The organism is Alteromonas sp. S005 (assembly GCF_036864475.1).
GTDB lineage: Bacteria > Pseudomonadota > Gammaproteobacteria > Enterobacterales > Alteromonadaceae > Alteromonas.
In genome coordinates this window covers 45,494-69,288 of sequence record NZ_JAZETN010000010.1, presented here as the reverse complement: position 1 = coordinate 69,288, position 23,795 = coordinate 45,494, and the positions used below count along the sequence as shown (strand labels likewise).

Annotated in this window: 12 protein-coding genes; 6 read left to right on the top strand and 6 right to left on the bottom strand. The window is 45.3% G+C overall.

The window, feature by feature from the left end; genetic code table 11:
- Positions 1–133: 133 nt before the first annotated feature.
- Together V7R55_RS12630 and V7R55_RS12625 are read right to left on the bottom strand one after the other, a co-directional pair.
- Positions 134–3,991, bottom strand: coding sequence for a translocation/assembly module TamB domain-containing protein (locus tag V7R55_RS12630; protein WP_334059781.1), 3,858 nt, complete (start codon positions 3,989–3,991; stop codon positions 134–136).
- Positions 3,988–5,826: an autotransporter assembly complex protein TamA gene (locus V7R55_RS12625; protein ID WP_334059780.1), complete on the bottom strand. Its 1,839-nt coding sequence runs from the start codon at positions 5,824–5,826 to the stop codon at positions 3,988–3,990. The genes V7R55_RS12630 and V7R55_RS12625 overlap by 4 nt, the downstream gene beginning before the upstream one ends.
- Positions 5,827–6,100: 274 nt before the next feature.
- On the opposite strand from V7R55_RS12625, the gene V7R55_RS12620 reads away from it, so the two are divergent.
- Together V7R55_RS12620 and V7R55_RS12615 are read left to right on the top strand one after the other, a co-directional pair.
- The gene (locus V7R55_RS12620; RefSeq protein ID WP_334059779.1) at positions 6,101–8,086 is read left to right on the top strand and encodes an alpha/beta hydrolase family protein; all 1,986 of its coding nucleotides are present in this window, start codon (positions 6,101–6,103) and stop codon (positions 8,084–8,086) included.
- A gap of 139 nt (positions 8,087–8,225) precedes the next feature.
- Positions 8,226–9,476: a multidrug effflux MFS transporter gene (locus V7R55_RS12615; RefSeq protein WP_334059778.1), complete on the top strand. Its 1,251-nt coding sequence runs from the start codon at positions 8,226–8,228 to the stop codon at positions 9,474–9,476.
- A 161-nt stretch (positions 9,477–9,637) separates the two neighbouring features.
- On the opposite strand, the gene ilvC is transcribed toward V7R55_RS12615, so the two are convergent.
- Positions 9,638–11,116, bottom strand: coding sequence for a ketol-acid reductoisomerase (gene ilvC / locus V7R55_RS12610; protein WP_334059777.1), 1,479 nt, complete (start codon positions 11,114–11,116; stop codon positions 9,638–9,640).
- Positions 11,117–11,273: 157 nt separating this feature from the next.
- On the opposite strand from ilvC, the gene ilvY reads away from it, so the two are divergent.
- Entirely contained in the window at positions 11,274–12,146 is an 873-nt protein-coding gene (gene ilvY / locus V7R55_RS12605; protein WP_334059776.1) for an HTH-type transcriptional activator IlvY, read from the top strand.
- 18 nt (positions 12,147–12,164) lie between these two features.
- On the opposite strand, the gene V7R55_RS12600 is transcribed toward ilvY, so the two are convergent.
- Together V7R55_RS12600 and V7R55_RS12595 are read right to left on the bottom strand one after the other, a co-directional pair.
- Positions 12,165–13,679, bottom strand: coding sequence for a YifB family Mg chelatase-like AAA ATPase (locus tag V7R55_RS12600; protein WP_334059775.1), 1,515 nt, complete (start codon positions 13,677–13,679; stop codon positions 12,165–12,167).
- A 203-nt stretch (positions 13,680–13,882) separates the two neighbouring features.
- On the bottom strand, positions 13,883–14,500 hold the full coding sequence (locus tag V7R55_RS12595) for a trimeric intracellular cation channel family protein (RefSeq protein ID WP_334059774.1): 618 nt from the start codon (positions 14,498–14,500) through the stop codon (positions 13,883–13,885).
- A gap of 428 nt (positions 14,501–14,928) precedes the next feature.
- Between V7R55_RS12595 and ilvD the strand changes: the two genes are divergently transcribed.
- Positions 14,929–16,779 (top strand): dihydroxy-acid dehydratase, encoded by a 1,851-nt coding sequence (ilvD, locus tag V7R55_RS12590; protein ID WP_334059773.1) that lies wholly within the window; start codon positions 14,929–14,931, stop codon positions 16,777–16,779.
- Positions 16,779–18,326 carry a threonine ammonia-lyase, biosynthetic gene (gene ilvA, locus V7R55_RS12585; RefSeq protein WP_334059772.1) on the top strand — a complete coding sequence of 516 codons (1,548 nt, stop codon included), beginning with the start codon at positions 16,779–16,781 and terminating at the stop codon, positions 18,324–18,326. The genes ilvD and ilvA overlap by 1 nt, the downstream gene beginning before the upstream one ends.
- Before the next feature lie 307 nt (positions 18,327–18,633).
- On the opposite strand, the gene plsB is transcribed toward ilvA, so the two are convergent.
- Complete coding sequence (plsB, locus tag V7R55_RS12580; RefSeq protein WP_334059771.1) at positions 18,634–21,087, bottom strand: glycerol-3-phosphate 1-O-acyltransferase PlsB; 2,454 nt, start codon at positions 21,085–21,087, stop codon at positions 18,634–18,636.
- A 280-nt stretch (positions 21,088–21,367) separates the two neighbouring features.
- Here plsB and V7R55_RS12575 point away from each other — a divergent pair, with 280 nt between their 5' ends.
- Positions 21,368–23,656, top strand: a complete 2,289-nt coding sequence (locus tag V7R55_RS12575) for a diguanylate cyclase (protein ID WP_334059770.1) — start codon at positions 21,368–21,370, stop codon at positions 23,654–23,656.
- Positions 23,657–23,795 lie beyond the last annotated feature (139 nt).

The window sequence follows — 23,795 nt, the reverse complement described above, 5'->3', positions numbered from 1 at the left end:
TATTCGCTCATTGAAAAACTTGAATTCTTGCCGCCAACCTTTGCTCATCGTCTATCGGTGCCCGTCAGATTAGATATAAGCCGCTACACTTAACTTTAGACGATTAGTTGTTGCCTTTAGAACCTCGTGCACCTTAGTTATCATTTAGTTTCTTCTCTGAATTTTCATCGATATTGTTAGGCTCATTGCCGTCTTCATCATTATCTTTGCGGGTTCTCGTATCACCCAAGAAAAACTCATAATAGAGATCTAGCGCAAACTCTGACTGGTTTTCCAGTGTGGTTTGGATTGCCTCTAAATACAGGCTAGGAAGCAGCTGGTATTTAAGTGCTAAATCAGGTGGAAGCTGTCGACGTCTCAAGGTGCTATTGGCATCGTTATCTTTTATGCCTACGTCCACATTGTATTCCACCGAAAGCCTCTCGTTGATTTGGCCGGTAACAGAAAGCAAGTTTTCATTGGTACTTAAGCTAAAGTCATCAATGCCTAAGGCGCTGCCTAACTGCCCGGTAAGGGTTTCCGTGTTCGACAGCCCAAAACCTAATAGCAGAGCTGCATAGTTAGGATCTGCTGAGCCTCCAGCATCTGGCCCAGACCCCGTTAATAGATACGATAATACACCCTGTTGGTCCATAGAGGGTTCAGAGAAAAGGTTGATGCTCGGTGCGTCAGCGGCGCCGTCTATGCGAATACCCGCTATAACATCATCATCGGTTTTGGCAGGGTCTCGTATCGCTTCTACCAGCAATAGCGGTTGGTCGATAGGGCCGTTGAACTGCACTTCGCCGGTTTGAATAATCAACTGCTGACCATAGGCGCTGTAGCGACCGTTTATTATTTGCAGGTCTCCATAGCCAACTAACGCGGGTTGAGTGTTTACACGTATACCGCCGAATAAGCTGGCCGTCAGGCCAAAGGCCTCAAGCTTTACTTCTTCTGTCTTGTTTTTATCAATGTTAACCAGTACAGAAGCATGAACGATATCGAGTGGCTCTTCTTTGTCTGGTTCTCCCCGCAAATGCACGTCCTTTGATGGCGACACTGCACTTTCAGGCAAGGACTCAATCTCAATACGGGCCCAAGGGATATTGACCTCGCCCGTTACATCTACTTTTTCTTTGGTCGCAGCAACATCAATATTAGGCGATATTTTAAGGCGAATATTTGGCTGTCTTATTTCAAAACTGTTGCCTTTTAATTTAAAGTTAGCGCTAGGCTCAGATGACCAGTCGAGTTCGCCTTTTAGCGTACCTTTACCTCCACCGAGTATAAAACTTCCATCAAGCGCAGCAGTTTGGTCGCTAAGCATTACTTTTTGATTCCAGTCGGCTAATGTGACAGGCGTATCTTGAATATCTATTGCGCCGTTAGAAACAGTAAGCTCGCCATTTAGAGATGGATCATCAACGTAACCACCAAGGGTTATATTACCGTTAAGCACGCCTGTTAATGTACGAATAGCAGGTGAAAGAGGTTTCAATGGCGCTACATTAAGCCCTTCCATGACTAATTTACCGTCCAACGGTATTTTTTCTTCAAACGGTCGGGTATTTAACGTAAGCGTAGCATCACCAATTTCTTGACTGGAGATCAGTGACGTTGACTCCAGCTGTCCTTGTTTTATTTTACCGCTAGTTTCAAAAGAGTTGATGGTAAGTGTTAATGGTCTGGTTTCACCTAATTGCCACGGGGCTGCACTCATTGACGCAGTAAATGTTGCGTCCATAGGATCTTGTTGTGAATAACTGCCTTTAGTTTGAATGCTCAACGTAGCTTCAGAAGGCGCTGAAACCATGGTCGGCACTAGTTCATTCGCCCACAGCCCTACAGGTAGTGACGTTGCCTTAATATCCCAACTAGCTTTGCTGTCTTGATAATTCACGTTCGAGATACACAGCTCCCCCTCGCGACGAGATGTCCAGCAGTGCTTGTCTATTTGGGCTGTCACAGGCGCGGTGCCTATATCAAGTGTGAACGGGCTCGATAGTGCCCATTGCATATTAGCAAGCTCTAACTGGGTATCGCTAATCTCACCTACCCAATGATTGTTTGCCCATGCGCCTTTAAGGCTGAACGCAATTTGGTTACTGGGTACAGAAAGCTCTAGCTGAGCTTGGTGATCTTTATAAGTGCCATCTAGCGTTATCTCGCCGCTTAATGGCCCTTGCTGTGCGGCAGATGCATTTAAATTTGGCGATATCGTGATGTTTGATAAATCTAATGTGCCGTTAGCTCGAGGGTTTTGCCATGGACCTGAGGCAGATATTTTTCCATTTATTGCACCGGATATTTCTGGATAAAGGCTATTTATGGTGTTTACACTAATATTAATATCAGCGTTTAAATGACGCTTGTTTAAGACCTGCGCAATGACTCGGATAACGTTTTTTTCATTTTCCCCTTCTTGTACAATATTCACGTTAGTAACGAATAAGTCGCTGGGGCCGGCATATACGGCGTTGCCTTTTATCTCTAGTGGCTCACCTTGTAGCACGCCAGATATCTGCATATCTTTTAGGCTCATATGCAGCCCACCACGCTCAGAGTACTGTAAAATACTTTCTATCTCGCCGTTTAAGTTCTCAGGTGCGTAAGTGCTGAATCGCTGCGCCGACACGTTTGAAAGCGTGGTTTTACCCTCCCATGCAATACTCTCGTTTAGGTAAAGGGTACCTGTATTAACTAAGCTACCTTCTAGCGCCTTAACATTGGCCTGATTGACATAGATATTGTTCTTTTTAAGCACAACATCCAGTGATACAGGCACATTGCCTATGTCAGGCAAGGTTACTGCACCGTCGCCTTTTAATTGGTAATCTCCCATAGTGCCTTCAAGTGACAGCGTACCTGCTTTTAACGTGGCGTTTTCCATTGTTGGAATAGGTTGTTCTTGCCATTTTGCAGTGAACTCAATGGGGAGTTCAGTATTGAGAACGTTTGCCGTCAAGTTAGCCTCAGCGCTTACAGCCCCCTTTGTTATGACGGAAAGGGCCAAATCATCAAGTGCTCCCGAAGCGTTTAAATTTACGGTAAGAGGAGCATCATCAAGCACAGTCTTTACTCTAGCTGAAATGCTTAGTGGAAAGTTCCCTCTGAGCATCGCGCTTGCCTTTGCTTTTACTTCCCCTTGCTCATGGGCGACGACCATTTCTTCAATAGCAATATCACTGTTTTTGAACTGTGCATCAAGCAACGAGATTAATGCTATTTGTTGTGTGCTACCGTCTTGGGTAAGGTACAAGTCTTCAACCAATAAGGTACCAAGCGATATGGGAATAGGAGCGATAATGGTCGGTAGTTCAGGCACGTCGTAACTAAGCGAGTAGGACTTAGGCAAGGCGCTTTCTGACGCTTGCTTTGTTGTTTTATCTGCGTCTTGTTCTGGCGGTTGTTGAGCCGGGGAAGATTGAATTTGAGAAGCTGTATTCGCGGCTGGTGAATTTGCATTTTTATCCGCCTCTATTAAAGCAATACGAACTCCTTTTGTAGCTAAACTGTCGAGAGTCAGCATCTGGTTGCCGCTAAAATCCGTAAGCTCTAGCTCATCTACTTCAATGGTTGTGGTAAGAAGCACAACGTTAATGTCCGTAAGTACCAGATACCCTACTTCAATGGGAATAGGTAAGCTAAACTCACCACTCGACTCTGTTTCTTCAACGTTTTCTGGCGAGGCAGCGAGTTGCGTTAAGGTGGCATTTTCAAGCGTGAGTTCATTTACGCAGACTCTTGGTTCAAAAAGACAACGCCACGTTATATCAATATAGGCGTACTGCGATGACACTCGCCACTGCGTGTTTTCCCAGCGTAAATCGCGTATTTCAAGAGTATCGGCAAAACTTCCCTCGATATCTTCAATGGAGAGGTTTGAAACGAAGCTGTTTGCGATAAGCTTTACCGTTGGGCCGCCCAACGGGCTGATAAGTAGCGCATAAATCGCAACCAATAGCAGTACAGGCGAGAGCAAGATGGCCGAAACTGTACGTTTTCTCATAGCTCAGGCCCCAAGATGAAGTGAATACGCCAGTCATTTTCTTGTTTTGATAAGCCTCTGGCTAAATATACTCTTACAGCGCCAATAGGTGACAGCCAGTGAACCCCGGGGCCGATACCATAAGCGAGAGAGTCGCTTATATCGTTTGCAGCTTTACCCGCGTCTACGAAAGCGGCTATTCGCCAGTTGTCTGCAATTGAGTATGCGTATTCTATGCTTGATGTAACTAAGTACTTTCCTCCAATAGACTCAACGTCGAGCTTGCCAGTCTCTGGGTTAATAACATCTGCTTTAGGCGACAAATCACGAAATTTAAATCCTCTAACGCTTTGGTCGCCTCCAGCGTAAAAGCGAAGTGAAGCAGGCACATCATCGAAAGAGTTAGTTTTAATTGCTCCAATTTCCCCGCGTAAAGTTATTCTATGCTTATTTGCGTATGTACGAATTAACATAGCTTCAACGGCAGTTTTAGCATAATCAATGTCTGAGCCAAAGCCCTCTTTACCGTATTGAACCAGCGCTTGAAAATAAGTGCCGTTGCGAATGTTTAGTTCGTCGTCTTTATTACGGTAGGTTATTGAATAGCCTGGTAAAACTAACGATGTGGTGTTGGTATCAAGATCCCCCTGATCGTATGTTTCTCTAAGGAAGGTTACCGAATAATCATGCTGCCAGGGCGAGTCATCTTGTTGCGTGTATCTATGTGCTGACAAAGAAAGGGTTTCGCTCTCAAAAGACGTATTGGCGTACTCAATAAACTGATAGCCTGCTTCGATACTGGCATAGTCACGTGTGATATTTTTCATTGGAATGCGGTAGTCGGCGGTAACCGATTGTTCAGGCTCTGAAATGAAAATATCTGATGAAACTGAATGGCCTTTATCATTTACCCAAGGACGTTCCCAACCCAGGCGCACTCTAGGCCCGGTATCGGTAGCCGCGCCGACAGAGACATCAAATGCATCGGTAGGCCTGTGCTGAAGCGAGACTTCAATAGGAACCAGTAACCCTTCTGCGTCGCTTACTACCGGCCTTGCAATAACCCGGTTAAAGTATCCTGACTGATTTAATCGTCTGTTAAAATCGCCTAATACTGATGACGAATAGGCATCACCGGTTTTAAAAGGTTTTAGGCGCTTTATAATCGCTTTAGCTTTATCTTCACCGACAAATTTGAGTTCACCAAACTTATATTGAGGGCCGCTTTGTGCGATAAGCAGCACGTTTGCTTGTTTTTCGCCACGTACTAAATCTAGGCGTGTTGCCTGCCAGAAATAATCAAAATAGCCATTGGAAAGAGCGTAGTTAAACATGGAGGATTTAAATGACTCATAGACAGTCTGATTTAACACGTCGCCTTCTTTGAGCTTAAGTGAGTTGAAGCGTTCTCTAAATGCCTTATCTTCACGACCTGCACCAATGATTTCTCGGGTAACTTTGTTGATGGTAAGAGGAGTATTCAACGCAACCGTTACTGTTACCCTGTTCCCTTCTTGTATGCGTACCTTGGTTTCACTGTTGTAAAAGCCATAGGGTTGTACTGCCGTCGCCACCGTTTCTGCCACTTCATCTTGCCAATAAGGGTCAGTTAGTAATGCTTTTTCGACATCAAGCCCGCCTAAATGCAGACGAATATTATTACGTAGCTTCGCGTCTTCTACACCTTGAACATCATAGGTAATTGACTCTTGAGCCAAAGATACCGTGGACAGCAAGCACAGCTGCACGCACAGTAACCCCCTAGCTAATAAACAATAGGCTTTGGGTGTTTTGCGCACTAGTTGTCGGAAAAATAGGCCTTGCAAAGTGGCAAGTCCGCTCCAAGTTGAAGGCATGAAAAGGCTAAATCCTTAAGGCGACGCTATGCTTTGAAGCTTACCGTTCTAGGGTAAAATCCATGTTATATCTGTGGTTAATAGTACCACATTTGCATTTTGTATCCGTAAAGTGCGACGAGAGATCAAATTATCGCGCCAATATTGTCTATATCAAACCAGCTAGGTTTATTTTTGTACATTCAGACACGCCTTTGTATACTCGAACTAATATATTTTGAGGATTACTTATTAGCTAAGTTCCACCCACAATAAAAAATTACAAGGGAATGTTATGTCTTATAAGAAGACTTTCTCACCGGCTACGCTTTTTGCCCTGCTACTGCTAATTATTTCTACTGCGTTGAGTGCTGAACCGGCGGCGCAGAAAAATGCCTATGATGCTTTTAGTTCGCTGCCAACATATTGGACTCCATCTTTGTCACCCGATGGAACGAAAATCGCGTTTGTTCAAAACGTTGAGCAAGAAGAAGCGTTCGCTATGCTCGCCACTTACGACTTAAAAAAGGGGGAAAAGCACTACCTTCTGCGATCTGATAATGAGCGCGTAAAGATTAACTGGTACCACTGGGTAAACAACGAACGTATCGTGGTAAGTGCTCGCTATGAAACTCGTCGTGGTACCACAAAGGTGCATGACACCCGCTTGTTAAGCATTAAATTTGATGGTGAGGGCGGCGCATTTAATATGGTCGAATGGGAGCGAATTAAGCGTCGGGCCGGTAATCCGAACCACATTCCCCAATTCCAAGATGAGGTTATCGATTGGCTACCTGATGACCCAGATCATGTACTTATAGCAATAGATGCAGAGGTGCTAGGTTTACCTTCAGTGTATAAGGTCAATGTTAACACAGGAGGCGTAAGCCGCATTATGCGCGGTAAAAAGCGCATCAGAGATTGGCTTACCGATCAACAGAGCAACGTTCGTATTGGCATTTCACTCAATTATGACAGCGGTGAGCGTGAAGTTTTCCTAAAAGAGGAAGATGGTTGGCGAACTTTGTTTGCCTATAACGCCATGACTGAGAAGGGTGAATACCCTGTAGGCTTTGCAAAAGACCCTAATATCTTATACTTCAAGGGCTACAAAGGCGACTACCGCGCACTTTATACCCTAAACCTTAAAACCAATGAGCGAACTGAAGTGTATGCCGATGATGGGTACGACGTAGATGGCAGCCTGATCTATTCACCAGTTACCCGAGATGCTATTGGAGTGCGTCATGATGGTCGTTTTTATTGGGATGAGCGCTATGTTGCACTTCAAAACGGTATTGATATTGGGCTCCCCGATTACGATAACACGCTAGTCAGTTTCAGTGATGATGAACAAACCTATATCGTTTATTCTGAATCGGACGTATTGCCCGGTGTTTACTTATTAGGTAACCGTAAAGCGGGCACGCTCGATGTATTGTTTCAGCAATACAGCCAAATAGACTCTACGCAATTATCCGAACATAAACTTGTTGAGTATGAAGCCAGAGATGGTATCAAGATTGAAGCATACTTAACCCTACCTAAGGGGGACGGGCCTTTCCCAACTATCATTCACCCTCACGGCGGCCCGGGTGCTCGTGATTTCAGCGGTTTCGACTACTGGACAGCATACTTCACCTCGAAAGGCTACGCTGTGTTAAGGCCAAACTTTAGAGGCTCAAGAGGTTATGGTTATAGTTTTGCGCAAAGCCAAATGAAAGGATGGGGCCTTGCTATGCAAGACGATATTACCGACGCTGCTGGTTGGATGGTAGAAAAGGGATACGCAGAGCAAGATAATATGTGCATAGTAGGTGCAAGTTACGGCGGCTATGCCGCGTTAATGGCGACAGTTAAAACCCCTGAACTGTTTCAATGCGCCGTAAGTTTTGCCGGAGTGAGCTCGCTTAAACACGTTATCATTCATTCTCGTCGCTTTTTGAATAATGAGTTTGTTAAAAATCAAATTGGTGACGACTACGATGATTTAGAAGCTCGCTCGCCTTATTACAATGCAGAAGGGATCAAGACGCCTATTCTACTTGTGCATGGCGAAGAAGATCGTATTGTACCGCCTCTTCACAGTCGTTACATGGCCGACGAATTAGATGACCTTGATAAAGTCTTTAAGTATGTTGAGTTGGAAAGTGGTGATCACCATCTATCAATACAGCGTAATCGGCATCTATTTTTTAAGGAGATGGATGCGTTTTTAGACCAATACCTGAAACCGACTAAAAACGACGAGGCGGTAACAGCTAGTCTGTCAGAGGAGTGACACTCGTTAAAGGTGGTAGTATTTACGATAAGCTAGCCTAATTTGACGGCTTTTTAACCAGGTTTAAGGTATACTAATAACGGCGCGATGGTTTCGCGCCTTTTTTATTTCCCTCACTTTATTTCATATTCGAGACTTTATGCCCCAGACATCTAATGGCGTATCTGATGATACTGCAGTTGTGCAAAAGCCCGCCCTTGGCCTTGTTGAATTTGTTGCTTTGATGGCGACCATGACATCGCTGGTGGCACTTAGTATAGACGCTATGTTGCCCGCACTTATTCAAATTGGTGAATCACTTAATGTGCAAGAGGCGCATCAAACCCATCTGATTGTCACCGTGTTCTTTGTTGGTATGGCGTTTGGTCAAATGTTCTTTGGCCCCTTTTCAGATAGCCGTGGTCGCCGTCTTACTATTTTAGTGGGTTTATGTATTTTTGCTTTGGGTACCTTTGTATGCATGCTTGCCACTAACCTTGAAACCATGTTAGTTGGGCGGGTTATCCAAGCGTTTGGGGTGTCTGGGCCTCGCATAGCCTCTATGGCAATAATACGTGACCTTTACGTAGGTGATGCCATGGCAAAAGTTATGTCGTTTATCATGATGGTGTTTATCTTAGTGCCCATGTTGGCCCCCATTATTGGGCAAACCGTGATGGAACTGACATCTTGGTTCCATATATTCACGTTGTTTCTGCTGGTTGCTACTATGGCGGGGATTTGGTTCTTTTCTCGTCAAGGCGAAACCTTGCCCCGTGCAAAGCGCAGAAAATTCTCGCGGGCACACTTCTTTAAATCATCAAAGTTTATTCTGACCAACCCGGAAGTGATGGGTTATACCTTCGCTATGGGCTGTATTTTCGGAGCGTTTTTGGCGTACTTAAGCGCGTCACAAACCATATTTACCGTGTTTTACAATGTTGGTGAATGGTTCCCGTATATCTTCGCTACCCTTGCCTTCTCTATCGGGCTTGCTTCTTACTTTAACGGTAAAATGGTGATGCGTTTTGGCATGCGCAAGCTGTGTCGTTTTGCGCTAAAAGGCGTAAATGGTTTTGCGGTGGTGTATCTAGCGCTGCTGTTTGCCTACGATGGTCTGCCGCCGTTAATTCCAACCGTGGCCGTCATGTTTGTCGGCTTTTTCTTCGTGGGCATACTGTTTGGTAACTTAAACGCTATGGCAATGCAGCCTCTTGGCGATATGGCAGGCTTAGGTGCTGCCATTATTGGCTGCTTTTCAAGCTTATTCTCGGTGCCCGTTGCCCTTATCGTTGATAGTTTTTTGAATGGAAACTTGATGCCTATCGGCTGGGGTTTTCTGATCTTTTTTGCATTAGCTTACTCATCAGTTCGCTTTGCTGAACGCGTTCGGGAAGTGGTTGTTTCTTAACTAGGTAAGCATTTGTCAGTAAACGCTTTGGATTAGAAGCAGTTCGCTGTAAAGAGAGAAGTGACTTACTGAATTACAGGCATAAAAAAGCCCGACCAAAATGGTCGGGCAAGAGGGCTTAGTTAAGCACCTAACGACAGAAACTGTCCTAACCTCTGTTTTTACACAACTATGGCTTTCATATCAGTCATGTAGCCACGTAAGGTTTTACCTACTGATTCCACACCGTGTGAACGGATGGCTTCGTTAATCTCAACAAGGCGTTTGTTCTCTACTTGATTAGAAGCAGCAGCTAAACCCTTACCAATAACGCTGGTATCAATGGTAGGCATAAATTTCTCACGCAAAATCGGAATTGCTGCGTTGGCAAACAAATAGTTTCCGTATTCTGCTGTGTCTGAAATAACCACGTTCATTTCATACAGACGCTTACGCGCGATTGTGTTAGAAATTAGCGGTGTTTCATGTAGTGATTCGTAGTACGCAGACTCAGGCAGAATTCCAGCTTCAACCATTACGTCGAACGCCACTTCAACACCACACTTGATCATGGCAACTAATAAGATGCCGTGGTCAAAGAATTCTTGTTCGCTGATTTCACCTTCGTAAGCTGGTGCGTTTTCAAACGCGGTCTCACCGGTCTCTTCACGCCACTTAAGTAGGTTCGCATCACCATTTGCCCAATCTTCCATCATGGTGCGAGAGAACTCACCGCTGATGATGTCATCTTGGTGCTTTTCAAATAGCGGACGAAGTAAATCAGTTAACTGCTCAGAAAGCTCAAACGCTTTCACTTTTGCAGGGTTTGATAGACGGTCCATCATGTTAGTTACACCGCCAATCTTAAGTGCTTCGGTAATGGCTTCTAAGCCGTACTGAATAAGCGCACCTGCATAACCTGGGTCAATACCGTCATCAACCATTTTCTCGAAAGCAAGTACTGCTGCAACTTGTTGCATACCACACAAAATGGTTTGCTCGCCCATTAGGTCAGATTTAACTTCAGCCACAAATGATGACTCAAGTACACCTGCGCGGTCACCGCCCGTTGCACTTGCTAGTGCTTTAGCTTGATCCCAACCTTTACCTTCAGGGTCGTTTTCTGGGTGCACGGCAATCAGTGTTGGTACACCAAAGCCACGCTTATATTCTTCACGTACTTCAGAGCCTGGGCTTTTCGGCGCACACATAATGACTGTGATATCGCTACGAATCTGCTGACCTTCTTCAACAATGTTGAAACCGTGAGAGTAACCTAATGTCGCACCTTCTTTCATAAGCGGCATAACGGCTTCTACAACGCTAGCGTGCTGCTTATCAGGTGTTAAGTTGTAAACCACATCCGCTTCTGGAATAAGTTGTTGATATGTACCAACTGTAAATCCGTTACTTGAGGCGCGTTTGTAAGAGTCGCGTTGCTCATCAATGGCCGCTTGACGCAGCGCATAAGAGACATCTAACCCTGAGTCACGCATATTCAGGCCTTGGTTAAGGCCCTGCGCGCCGCAGCCTACAATGACAATTTTCTTGCCTTTTAAGAACTGACAACCGTCAGCGAATTCATCGCGTGCCATAAAACGGCAGCGGCCAAGCTGGTCTAACTGCTGGCGAAGTGACAGGGTGTTGAAATAATTAGCCATAAAAATTTCCGAACAACATTCATTTTTGTCAATATCAAACACCGACCTTGGCGTTGACAGACCTCGTCTATGACGACTTGGTAATGAGACTAAAAGATTTCTTTTGTTTTGGAAAATGATATATTTGCAAGATAATATTGCAAAAAGTGAAACGTTTATGGATTTTCGCAGCCTACAGCTCTTTAATCACCTGGCTACAAGCCTACACTTCGGCGTTACCGCAGAGGCCATGTACGTGTCGCCTTCTACGCTAAGCCGGGTTATCCAACGTCTCGAGGACGAGTTAGGCTGTACGCTATTCAAACGTGACAACCGTAAAGTGGCGCTTACCCACAGTGGGCACAAGTTACTGTCATTCTCTAAACAAGCGCTGGCAGATTGGCAGCAATTAAAAATTGATTTAAAAGAAGATAGCGATGCACTTCAGGGGGAACTAAGTGTGTTTTGCTCGGTGACTGCCAGTCAAAGTCATTTGCCTGCAATGTTAAGACAATTTAGACAGCAGCACCCCGGTGTAGATATACGCCTTATTACCGGTGACCCTGCCCTTGCTATAGAAAAAGTTAAGAGTAAGCAGTGTGATTTATCTATTGCAATCTACACACCTGATATGCCAACAGATTTGCATTTCACAGCGCTTGATAACGTACCTTTGGTACTTATTGCCCCAAGAGAGTGGCGACTTACTCAACTAAGTCAGCTTGATTGGACCAAGCATCAGGTAATAATGCCTGAAACCGGGCCAACCCGTCGCACCGCCTATCACTGGTTTGCTGAGCACGGCATTCGCCCGAATGTTTATGCCTATGTAGGCGGTAACGAAGCAATTGTAAGCATGGTAGCGCTAGAGTGCGGTGTAGGTTTTGTGCCTAAAGTAGTGCTTGATCACTCCAGCATGGCTAATGCGGTGACCCAAATACCTGTTGAAGATATTGAGCCTTACGCGCTTGGTTTATGCTGTCTTCAAGACAAGCAAAACGAACCGCTTGTTAACGCTTTTATGCAGCTCAACATACAAGTGCGTGTTTAAGCTTGTGTTTTAACTACCCTAGCTGGCGCTTAGCTGTTTAATGAGGTTATCGAGGGCACGATAGCCCAGTGCTTCGGCAATGTGCGCCCGCGATACGGCGTTTGCCTCTTCAAGATCGGCTATGGTTCTTGCTACTTTTAAGGTGCGATGGAATACCCGCATAGACAAATTAAGCTGTTTAGCAGCGGCTTGTAGAAACTGCAAATCAGCGTCATCAAGTAAGCATATATCGGCTAATTCACCTGCGTGAAGGGCACCATTGGGTTTGCCTTGTCGTAGTCCTTGTTTGTGACGTGCCGAAATAACTCTCTCTCGCGTGGCATGTAACGAGTCGTCTGGTTTATTGGCAGGTTCTGGCAGATCGTAGTCTGGCAGTCGAGGCACCTCCACTTGTATATCTATTCTATCAAGGAGCGGGCCAGACAAGCGATTTAAGTAGTTGAGCTGCTGCTGTGGCGTTAACCGATTATCGTCAATATCCCCTGTCGGACTTGGATTCATCGCCGCGACTAACTGAAAGTTAGCAGGGTATGTCGCACTTCCTGAAGCGCGAGACAGATGCACGTCTCCGGTTTCAAGTGGTTCGCGTAATACATCCAGTGCTTTTCGCCCAAATTCAGGTAGTTCGTCTAGAAACAAAATTCCGTTATGAGCCAGCGAAATTTCACCCGGTACAGGGTTCGAGCCACCGCCAGTGAGCGCCACCGCAGAGCTTGTATGGTGGGGCGAGCGAAGGTGGCGAGTTAGAAAACGCTCTGCATGCAGCTTTTCGCCTTTCACAGAGTGAATGGCAGCAACTTCCAAGGCTTCTTCTTCACTCATATCCGGTAATAGCGACAGCATTCGACTGGCAAGCAAGCTTTTACCTGTACCTGGCGGGCCTACCATCAATAAGTTGTGAGCCCCGCTAGCTGCAATAATTAGGGCCCGTTTAGCTTGCTCTTGACCGATAATATCATCCCAACCAGTTGGGGAGTTGCGTGATGAGTGAGAAGTGAAAGGCTGCCCTTTGGCGAGCTTTTTGTTACCGGTAAGGTGTTCATAAACGGATAGAAGATCGAAGGCGGGAAACCGTGTTGCGTGGGAAACCAAGGCAGCTTCAACATCGTTATCTCCCGGGTACACAAGGGCTATATCTTCGTTCGCTGCCGTCATCACTACGGGAATAAGCCCGTTAACCGGTTTAATCTCACCGTTTAGCGCTAATTCGCCCACAAAGGCAATATTAAGCAGACTTATATCTGAAATGTAGCCCGATGCTGCTAAAATGCCAACGGCAATAGGAAGGTCGAACCGCCCTCCAAACTTCGGGATATCAGCCGGCGCTAAATTTACCGTTATACGCTTGGCAGGAAACTCGAAACCACTATTAATTAGCGCACTGCGCACCCGCTCACGGGCTTCTTTTACACTGGTTTCCGCCATACCTACCAATTGAAAGGCAGGCAGGCCATTAGCCAAGTGAATTTCCACACTTACCTCTGGTGCAGACACCCCCTGCCCCGCAAAGGTTTTAACAACAGCCATTCCCATATTGTGAAAACCCTCTCCTCTTACGCGCTCATTATTCGCCTTATTGAAATTTAAAAACTAAGGTGCGGCCAAATAGTCAGCGCACTAGGCATAAACTCTAGAGAGAGTGGAATGAAAATGTAACTGTACTAACGACGAGATTTATCGCGAATACTCAACGGCTTTGACCATTGGTTACCATGCTCGGCAAGGAACCTTAGATGCTAATGATGATCGCTGTAAAATACAGGCAGCTGCCAATGCCAGCGCATGGCGCCTAGCCTGAATAAAACGGTGGTCGCAAGAGCTGCAATACCACACCACTGGGTAGCAAGGTCAAATTCTAGTGCAATGCCATATACCACACCGCCAGCGATACAGGTCATCGCATAAAGCTCGCCGTTTAGTACCAGCGGTACTTCGCGACAGATAACGTCTCGTAACAACCCCCCAAATACGCCAGTAATGGTGCCCATTGCAACCGCCACTGCCATACCGGTATCGTTGGCTAAGGCTTTTTCTATGCCTACTACATTAAAAAGCGCTAGCCCAAAAGCATCGGCGATTAACAGGTAGTGAAAAGGGAAGCGTGGGCTGATTCGTAGCCAAACAATGGGTATAAAGGCAGCAATTAATGTGGTGTACAAGTAATCGGTATCGGCAATCCAAAAAACGGGTACATCTAACATCACATCTCGCAAAGTACCGCCGCCAATGGCTGTAGCGCTGGCAAGCACTACTACACCAAATCCATCCATGCGTTTTTGATAAGCCATAAGGGTGCCTGAAATTGCACACACGGCAACGCCTGCAAGGTTTAACCAGTGAAACCAATCGAACATGCTTATTACCCTTTTACTACTCTTAAGAACTCGCTATTTCTACCGCAAAAACTTGATCAAGCCGTGTGTTTCATGCTATTTCTTTGCATAATACCAATTCGCGGTTTACTGCGCATTGCTTGTAGGGGTAAAGCCATAACCCCAAACGAACAACATTTCATTTTTATAATGCCAAAGGAATACGGCATTGTAAGTCAAAGATATCATATAAAACAAAGCGCTACTGATCCGTGAGCAGTTGGGCTTTGTCGCCCTTCGCTTGAACGACCTAAGATGATTTAATACATCATCAGTATGACATGCAATTTTGAGTAAAACAGTGCGTATTGGAAAACAAGCCAAAGCATCACTGGTTTACCGCTGTTTTTAAGTTTCACATATAAGGTCTAGCATTAAACCCTAGCACCTAAAATTAACGGGAAGGATTTATGCCCAAGTTACGTTCTGCAACTACCACACAAGGTAGAAATATGGCCGGCGCTCGTGCGCTATGGCGTGCAACCGGAATGAAAGATTCTGATTTCGGCAAGCCTATTATTGCTATTGCTAACTCATTTACGCAGTTTGTACCTGGGCACGTTCACCTCAAAGACCTTGGTCAGCTAGTAGCGCGCAGCGTGGAAGAAGCTGGTGGTGTCGCCAAAGAATTCAATACCATAGCGGTAGATGACGGTATAGCAATGGGCCACAGCGGTATGCTGTACAGCCTTCCGTCTCGCGAGATCATTGCTGATGCAGTAGAGTACATGGTGAACGCACACTGCGCGGACGCCATCGTCTGTATTTCTAACTGCGATAAGATCACCCCTGGAATGTTAATGGCGTCTATGCGCTTGAACGTGCCAGTGATATTCGTATCTGGCGGCCCAATGGAAGCGGGTAAAACCAAGCTTTCGGACCAGCTTATTAAGCTTGATTTAGTTGACGCCATGGTAGCAGCTGCTGATGACAAAGTGAGCGATGCAGACACTGACGAGATTGAGCGCTCTGCCTGCCCTACCTGTGGTTCTTGCTCAGGAATGTTCACGGCGAACTCCATGAACTGCTTAACCGAAGCGTTAGGTTTATCATTACCGGGCAACGGCTCAATGCTGGCTACCCACGCAGACCGTGAAGGTTTGTTTAAACAGGCGGGTAAACAAATTGTAGAGCTTTGTAAGCGCTACTACGGCGATGATGATGAAAGCGTATTGCCACGTAACATTGCCAACTTTAAAGCGTTTGAAAATGCCATGAGCTTAGATATTGCCATGGGGGGGTCAACTAATACCATTTTGCACTTGCTAGCGGCAGCAATGGAAGGTGAAGTGCCTTTCACTATGGATGATATCGACCGCTTGTCTCGCAAAGTGCCTCACTTATGCAAAGTGGCGCCGTCTACACCTAAATACCACATGGAAGACGTACACCGTGCCGGTGGCGTATTGGGTATTTTAAACGAGCTAAATAAAGCGGGCTTACTAAATACCGATGTTAATCACGTCTTAGGCAAGCAGCTTACTGACGTTATCAGCGAGTGGGACATCACTAACCCCGAAAACAAAGACGCGATAACCTTTTTCCGTGCAGGTCCTGCGGGTATTCGCACTACTAAAGCTTTTAGCCAAGATTGTCGCTGGGATGAAGCCGATGACGACCGTGAGAATGGCTGTATTCGCTCTATCGAGAATGCGTTTAGCCAAGAAGGTGGCTTAGCGGTGCTTTATGGGAATGTGGCCGAAGATGGCTGCATTGTAAAAACCGCTGGAGTTGATGAATCTATTCTAAAATTCAACGGTACTGCCCGTATTTACGAGAGCCAAGATGATGCAGTGGCAGGTATCTTAGGTGACGAAGTAAAAGCCGGTGATGTCGTGTTTATTCGCTACGAAGGCCCTCGTGGTGGGCCGGGTATGCAAGAAATGCTATATCCAACGTCGTATTTGAAATCGAAGGGCCTGGGTAAGCACTGTGCGTTAGTAACCGACGGGCGTTTCAGTGGTGGTACAAGTGGCTTGTCCATCGGGCATTGTTCGCCAGAGGCCGCCAGCGGTGGCGGTATTGGCTTAGTTGAAGACGGGGACAAGATTGAAATAGATATCCCTAACCGGAGCATCAATATTGTTATTTCTGATGAAGCACTTGCCGAGCGCCGTGCAAAAATGGAAGCAAGCGATAAGCCTTGGAAACCGAAAGATCGCGTACGGGAAGTTTCTACATCACTTAAGACCTTTGCAGCGCTGGCAACCAGTGCCGACAAAGGTGCGGTGCGCGATGTCAGTAAGCTGGAAGACTTGTAATGGAAAACGAGCACGTTAGCGACCACGAGTATCTGAAAAAGATATTACTCGCTCCCGTTTACGATGTGGCGGTAGCTAGTGAACTGTCTTATATGTCGTTGCTTTCAGCGGAACTTGGCAATGAAATCTTTTTGAAACGAGAAGATCAGCAGCCAGTGAAAAGCTTTAAGCTGCGCGGTGCCTACAACCGTATTTGTTCGTTAAGCGAAGCACAACTGCAAGCTGGCGTTATTGGCGCATCTGCGGGTAATCACGCGCAAGGCTTAGCATACAGTGCAAAGATGAAGGGCATTCAAGCAACTATCGTTATGCCAGAAACCACCCCTGACATTAAAGTGGACGCAGTACGTCGCTTCGGTGGTGATAACGTAAATGTTGTCTTGCATGGCACGAGCTTCGACCAGGCAAGCAAACATGCCAAAGACTTGTGTGATACCCACGGCTATACTTTTGTGCCGCCCTTCGACAACCCAGATGTAATAGCTGGGCAAGGTACTGTTGCACGAGAGTTGTTGGAGCAAAACCCAAACCTGGATATTTTGTTTATTGCTGTTGGCGGTGGTGGCCTAGCCGCTGGCATTGCGGTGTACTTAAAGCAACTCAAACCCAGTATTAAGATTGTAGCCGTTGAGTCAGAAGAGTCGGCCTGTTTCATTGAAGCAAAAGCGCAAGGCGAGCCTACCGAGCTGGAAAGCGTAGGCATTTTTGCCGACGGCGTGGCTGTAAAAGTAATGGGGCAAGAAACTTTTCGTCTGTGTAACCGCTTAGTTGATGAAACCATTACGGTTACCAATGATGAAATCTGCGGGGCTATAAAAGATATCTTCGATGATACCCGTGTTATCGCCGAGCCTGCGGGTGCATTATCGGTAGCGGCAATTCGCAAATATGCCAAGCAACACGACCTTAAAGGTAAAAAGCTAGGCGGTATTTTATGTGGCGCAAACATCAACTTTCATACCCTGCGCTATGTGTCTGAACGCTGTGAATTAGGCGAGCAGAAAGAAGCGGTTTTTGCCGTTAAAATTCCTGAAACTAAAGGTGCGTTTAAACAGTTTTGTGAGTGCGTTGGCGCAAAAGCGATTACTGAATTCAACTATCGCTACGCAAGTGAGAGCGAAGCGCATATTTTTGTTGGGGTTAGGCTAAAAGGTGGTCAGCAAGAATTTGCGACACTACAACACGATCTTGAACACAAAGGATATGACTGCGTTAACCTCACTGATAACGAGTTAGCAAAGCTTCACGTCCGGCATATGGTAGGCGGCCGCCCGCCGACCATTTTAAACGAGCAGGTGTTCAGCTTTGAATTTCCTGAGCGCCCTGGTGCACTACTGAACTTCTTAAACACATTGGGTGAGCAGTGGAATATTACTTTATTCCACTATCGTAACCACGGTGCTGCGGAAGGCTTGGTATTGGCTGGTTTTGACATTGCGCCAGAAAGCCGGGATGACTTTAATCAGCATGTAGCTGAATTAGGCTATAAGGTCGAAGAGGTAACAGATAACCCTGCGTATCGCTTTTTTCTGTCGCAACCAGCGTAACGTTTTGTCGGCAATGCAGAAAAGCCTTTGATAGCAATATATTCAAAAGTGAATCATGGTCCACTTTAACCTGTTTTCGCTTTGTATTGCTTCACGTTAAGCGCAGGTTTACCGAGGAGCGATACAAAGCGGCACTATTACAGCCTCGCTATTTTAACCTCAATTTAAGAGGTACTGTCTCGGCGCCTATCGCGCTATAGACAGCGAGAGACACTATTTAGTTAGATAGATGGCTAATAAAAAACCCATGCTAATGCATGGGTTTTTTTACGCTTTTAAAAAAGCGGTAGCCAAAGGGCATACAATTTTAATTTGCCGTGTTTAACGCAACATTTTCTAGATGCTGAATCATCTCAGGCCATATCAGCGCCATCACATCAGCACGCAAAGCTTCACACTCTTCCGAGTATTTTAAGCTGCCGTCTTTTTCAGAATCTAACCAATGGTTATCTTTTAGTGCGCCGATGAAGCTAGAAAGCACGTTCTTATCGTAAAACTCAGGCGAGCTTAAACCATAAAGCGCTGATAAGCGCTCAGCGACCTGTTTACTTTCTCGCTCTAATGCACTGCGGCTTATCACCTTTTCTTTATCAAGAATTGTCAACACTACAGCATAACGCTGCAATGTTTCTTGCATACAGCGGCTTAATAACCAAGCAGAATGGAACTGTTTGCAGTGTGCATCTGGGGGTAAAAGCTCACCATCTTTTTGGCGCAACAGTCCGTTGTCTAACATGGCAGTGATCAAGGCATCAGTATGCGCAAGTGCTTCATCTTGCGTTAAATGCAAAAACAATTCTTTTTGTAGCAAAGGATAAAGCGCTGCAATGAGCTGGAAAATGCTGTTCTTGGTTGCGCCCTTCTTAGCGAAGATAGACGCCATGATAAGGCCTGGTATGGCGAACAAGTGCAAAATATTGTTGCGATAATAGGTCAGATATACAGCAGATTTAGGCTGAGGGCTGATCAAACGTCCGTAATCGTCTTCTTTAACATCAAAACGACCTAATTTTAATGTATCCCGAAGTAATTCTTGTGCCGATGAATCTGGAATAGTGGCATCATCACTGAAGGGCACTGTTTTGAACAAGTTCATGAAGTCATCCATGGCTTGTTGAAGTTCCACTTCACTCATTGTCTGCCTTTTAGAAGACAGCAGACATAGCGAAGCTAATGCCATGCCGTTAAGTGCTGCAGCGCGGTTAATGCGCGTCATGACGTTGTTAGCTAATTCATTAACTGCAGGCGTTAACCAAGCGGGCTTCTTCTCTGGTTCAGCATCGCGACAGTCGCGCCAGTTCGGTACATGACTTTCAAGGAACTGATTAAGCGCAATAGGCTCACCGAAGTTTACATAACCGTGCCCGTAATTTTTAAGTTTACGAATGGCAGAGAACACCTGAAGGTTAGATTCTTTTTTCTTCTTAGAGCCTTTAAGTTCGTTCAAATAGCTCTTCACTTCCATTACGTTTTCATAGCCAATGTAAACAGGGACAATACTAACAGGGCGGTTAACGCCTTTAAGCATTGCTTGAATAGTCATGGCTAACATACCGGTTTTAGGCGGAATTAGGCGACCCGTTCGGCTGCGTCCACCCTCGGGGTAGTATTTTACAGAGTAACCTTTGTTAAACAGCAACTCTAAATATTCTCTGAACACAGCCGTGTAAAGCTTATTGCCAGCGAAACTTCGGCGAAGGAAGAAAGCGCCTCCTCGGCGAAACATTTTTCCAACAGGCCAAAAGTTAAGATTGATACCCGCTGCAATGTGAGGCGTTACCATACCCTCATGATAAATCACGTAAGTTAATAACAGATAGTCCATGTGGCTGCGGTGGCAAGGCACGTAAATAATTTCGTGACCGTTAGCGGCTAGCTCACGTATGCGCTCAGCATGGCCTACGCTAATGCCGTTATAAATTTTGTTCCAAATGCGTGTGAGCAGTCTGTCACCAAAACGGATAAGTCCTTCGCGATAATCTGCAGCAATTTCGGTGATATAAGTTTGAGCCCGCTCTTTAGCCTTTTCATGGGTGACTTTTTTATTTTTTGACTCTTCGGCAATTGCACGGCGTACCGCATCTGAACCTAGCACACTGTTGTTGAGCTCTTGTCGCTCTAACAGTGTAGGGCCTGTCATACTCTGACGTTTTCGTTGAAAGTGAGTACTTGCTACGCGTACAAGCTTGTGGGCAATGCTTTGATCACTTCCGTGTTGATTTGACATTGCGCGTGCGGAGACAGCTTTAGAATAATTTATAAAGTTATCTCGGCCTAAAAATAGCACGATGAAAAGTTTACGTAGCCAGCTCGGTGCAGCATTGTCAGCAATTAAGTCGCTCAAGCCGGGGTTACCGCGCCCTGGTGCTCGGCCCCAAGTCACATACACAGGAACTACCTGTAGGTCGAGGTTTTCGTGGTCTCTGTGCAAGTGAAAAAGTTCAGTGAACACGTCTTCAATACCCGTATCTTTGGCTGACGAGCGAAAGAGAGGCTGAGTTTTACGTAAAAACAGAGTAGACGAATACTCTCTACCCGCCAGTGTAAGTGCGTCTGTTGGGCTCGGTAGACCTAGGTACTTGGTCGACATTCTCAGCGCAAGCTGGTCTGTCACTGAGTTAGTGGGAAGTAGATAGACAATGGGTTTGCTTTTATCTATTCCTAATTCGGTTTCAACGTTTACTGGAATACTGTGGGCTTTAACCAGTAACTTAACAGGATAATGAAATACCGACAAAAGGGCTTTTCGCATCCACGACATGAATTATGTAATCCTATGAAATAAAGACGAGTGAAGTGTAACACAATCGCATCGCAATCTCGCGATGGGCCAATGTTATTGATTTGCTTGTATTACAGACTCTCTACCTAGCTGTAAGTTCAAGAAGTTCAAAAGCGCCTGTGTTTTTATATTTTTCGGGGCATTTTCTAGGGTAAGGCTCACTGGCCTTTTTAGCAATGCAACATTAGCAGTATTTAAATTGCTATAAGCTAAGTCAGAAACTATTTTTATAAAGATAAATGAATGTGAGTTTGTAATAGTGGATGATCGAAAGCGATTAAAGACAATTGATGATATTTTGCTTGGTAATGATGTGCCGTTAGATCTTGACGATCTTATGGTTGTGTTAGCAGGAGCATACAAAGTACCTATTGCGCTAATAGGAATTGTTGGGGAATTTGAGGAGACATTCAAAGCACGGTATGGAACTGCACTTTCTAAAGTGAGTCGAGAGCATGCTTTTTGTAATCATGTTGTGCAAGAACGCAAACAAATTGTCGTAAACAATGCACATGATGACCCTAGGTTTAAGAATAATCCACTTGTGACTGGTGAACCGCACATCTGCTTTTATGCGGGAACCCCCATTGAAGTTAACGATGAAGTTGTTGGCGCCGTATGTCTTATTGATACGGTTCCTCGAGAAATTGAAGATAAATATTTAAAAGTCTTAGACAGAATAGGCGGACTTGTAAGCAAACACATTTCGCTTTCCAGAGAGCATGAGGCACTGAAGCGTGAACACGGACTGATCGAAAAGTCTCCCATAGTTTTGGCCACATGGCGGAGCACAACGTCCCTTCAGCTAGTTCATATTTCTCAAAATAGTGAGCGCGTATTGGGCATATCGGCGCAGGACTTACTCAGTGGCGCAGTCGAGTTTGGCGATGTGCTAACTCAAGTTGCTGAAAGCGATTTTACTTTTGCTATGCAGGCGCATATGGAAGGTGTTGAAACCCATTCATGCCGTCTTCAAATAGCCACGCCCACGCGTACCATTTGGGTAAGTATGATCTCAACGGCGAGTTTTCGTGAGGACGGGATGCTGTATTCAGTGCAAGCATTTCTTTTCGATACCAGCGATCAAAAATATGTTGAAGACAAACTTCACACAACAAACCAGCGCATGCGGCTCTTATTGGAGGCCTCTGAATTAGGTACGTGGGATTGGAATTTGGCCGCGGATGTAAATCAGGTTAACAAACGTTGGTGTGACATCGTCGGTCTTGAATATGAGTATTACGATACTAGCTCTCGCTTTTTCAGGCAGCTAATCCACCCTGCGGACTATGTAAAAGTAGAAAAGCAATTAAACGAACACATCACTGGAAAGAGCAAGGTTTTCAACACCACTTTTCGCATGAAACATACCAATGGTTCGTGGGTCTGGGTTGAAAGCTATGGAAAAACCGTGGAATTTGACATTACGGGTAAGGCTATCCGCGTTGCTGGTATTCATCGAGACATTACGCAAAGAATGGAAAGCGAGCTTCACGAGAAAAAGAAAACCCAGCTACTGCAATTTATCAATAAGACCCGTGCCTCCTATCTTCAGAGCAACGACTTAACTTTGGCCTGCCAAACGGTATTACCGGAGCTTATTGATATCTCAGATAGTCAGTTTGCTTTCATTGGCCAAATGAAAGGGGAAGGCGATGATTCAAAGCTGTTTATTCACGCCATTTCTGAAATAGTGTGGGACAGCACCAGTTTCACACAATATAACGAGTACAAAAAAAGGAACCTATATTTCAGTAGCTTCGACAACCTTTTTGGTACCACTATTTTAACCGGTGAAGTAACGATAAGTAATACTTCAGGGACCCATCCAAACTCAAAAGGGGTGCCGAAAGGACACCCGCGCATTAGTCGATTTTTAGGGCTGCCGATCAAGGTCAAAGATAGAGTGGTGGGCATGATTGGTTTAGCCAACAAATTTGAGACATACAATGTAGAAGATGCAAAGTTTTTACAGCCTCTACTCGATGCGTTAGCTGGCCTTTTCTATGCGGTAGAATTAGAAGATGCACGCGCCGTCGCAGAGGAAAAGCTACGGCAATTAGCTATGACGGACTCGTTGACGGGCTTGTACAACCGAAGGGCATTTATTGATGAATGTATAGCATTTTCGAAACAGCATTTAAGTGCCTGCGTTGCGATTGTTGATATTGATTATTTTAAGAAGGTAAATGATACCTACGGACATGATGCGGGTGACCAGGCGCTTATTACGCTTGCAAGGAAAATAGCTAAACAAAACAGCGAGCCGAATGTGGTTGCCAGACTAGGTGGTGAAGAGTTTGCTATTGTGAGAATGGGTAAAAATAAAAAAGAAATTAATACACAGTTAGAAGCGCTTCGTATCGCAGTGGAAGAAAGTCTTGTTACCTACAAAACCGACACAATAAAGCTTTCTATTAGTATAGGTGCAACCTTTATCGATAATACCTATGGCGCAGATTTCAGCGCGCTTTTATCTGCGGCAGATAAATGCCTCTACAAAGCAAAAGAGCAAGGCCGAAATCAAGTAGTATGGGATGATGACTGAGAATTTTTCTTTGTTAAAAGTCTTAGAGCCATGCTTATCCTTAAAAGTGATGATTGTGTGGTAAACAAAGATACGCTATAAGAAGATAATATTTCACTGTAGTTAACAAAATTAGGCGTGTTTTGAGCTTTTGACTAAT

Bases quoted from the DNA above. Each gene is read 5' to 3' on its own strand.
- V7R55_RS12615 (WP_334059778.1), top strand. From the start codon at position 8,226: ATGCCCCAGACATCTAATGGCGTATCTGATGATACTGCAGTTGTGCAA.
- V7R55_RS12630 (WP_334059781.1), bottom strand. From the start codon at position 3,991: ATGAGAAAACGTACAGTTTCGGCCATCTTGCTCTCGCCTGTACTGCTA.
- V7R55_RS12625 (WP_334059780.1), bottom strand. From the start codon at position 5,826: ATGCCTTCAACTTGGAGCGGACTTGCCACTTTGCAAGGCCTATTTTTC.
- V7R55_RS12620 (WP_334059779.1), top strand. From the start codon at position 6,101: ATGTCTTATAAGAAGACTTTCTCACCGGCTACGCTTTTTGCCCTGCTA.
- ilvA (WP_334059772.1), top strand. From the start codon at position 16,779: ATGGAAAACGAGCACGTTAGCGACCACGAGTATCTGAAAAAGATATTA.
- V7R55_RS12595 (WP_334059774.1), bottom strand. From the start codon at position 14,500: ATGTTCGATTGGTTTCACTGGTTAAACCTTGCAGGCGTTGCCGTGTGT.
- plsB (WP_334059771.1), bottom strand. From the start codon at position 21,087: ATGTCGTGGATGCGAAAAGCCCTTTTGTCGGTATTTCATTATCCTGTT.
- ilvC (WP_334059777.1), bottom strand. From the start codon at position 11,116: ATGGCTAATTATTTCAACACCCTGTCACTTCGCCAGCAGTTAGACCAG.
- ilvY (WP_334059776.1), top strand. From the start codon at position 11,274: ATGGATTTTCGCAGCCTACAGCTCTTTAATCACCTGGCTACAAGCCTA.
- ilvD (WP_334059773.1), top strand. From the start codon at position 14,929: ATGCCCAAGTTACGTTCTGCAACTACCACACAAGGTAGAAATATGGCC.
- V7R55_RS12600 (WP_334059775.1), bottom strand. From the start codon at position 13,679: ATGGGAATGGCTGTTGTTAAAACCTTTGCGGGGCAGGGGGTGTCTGCA.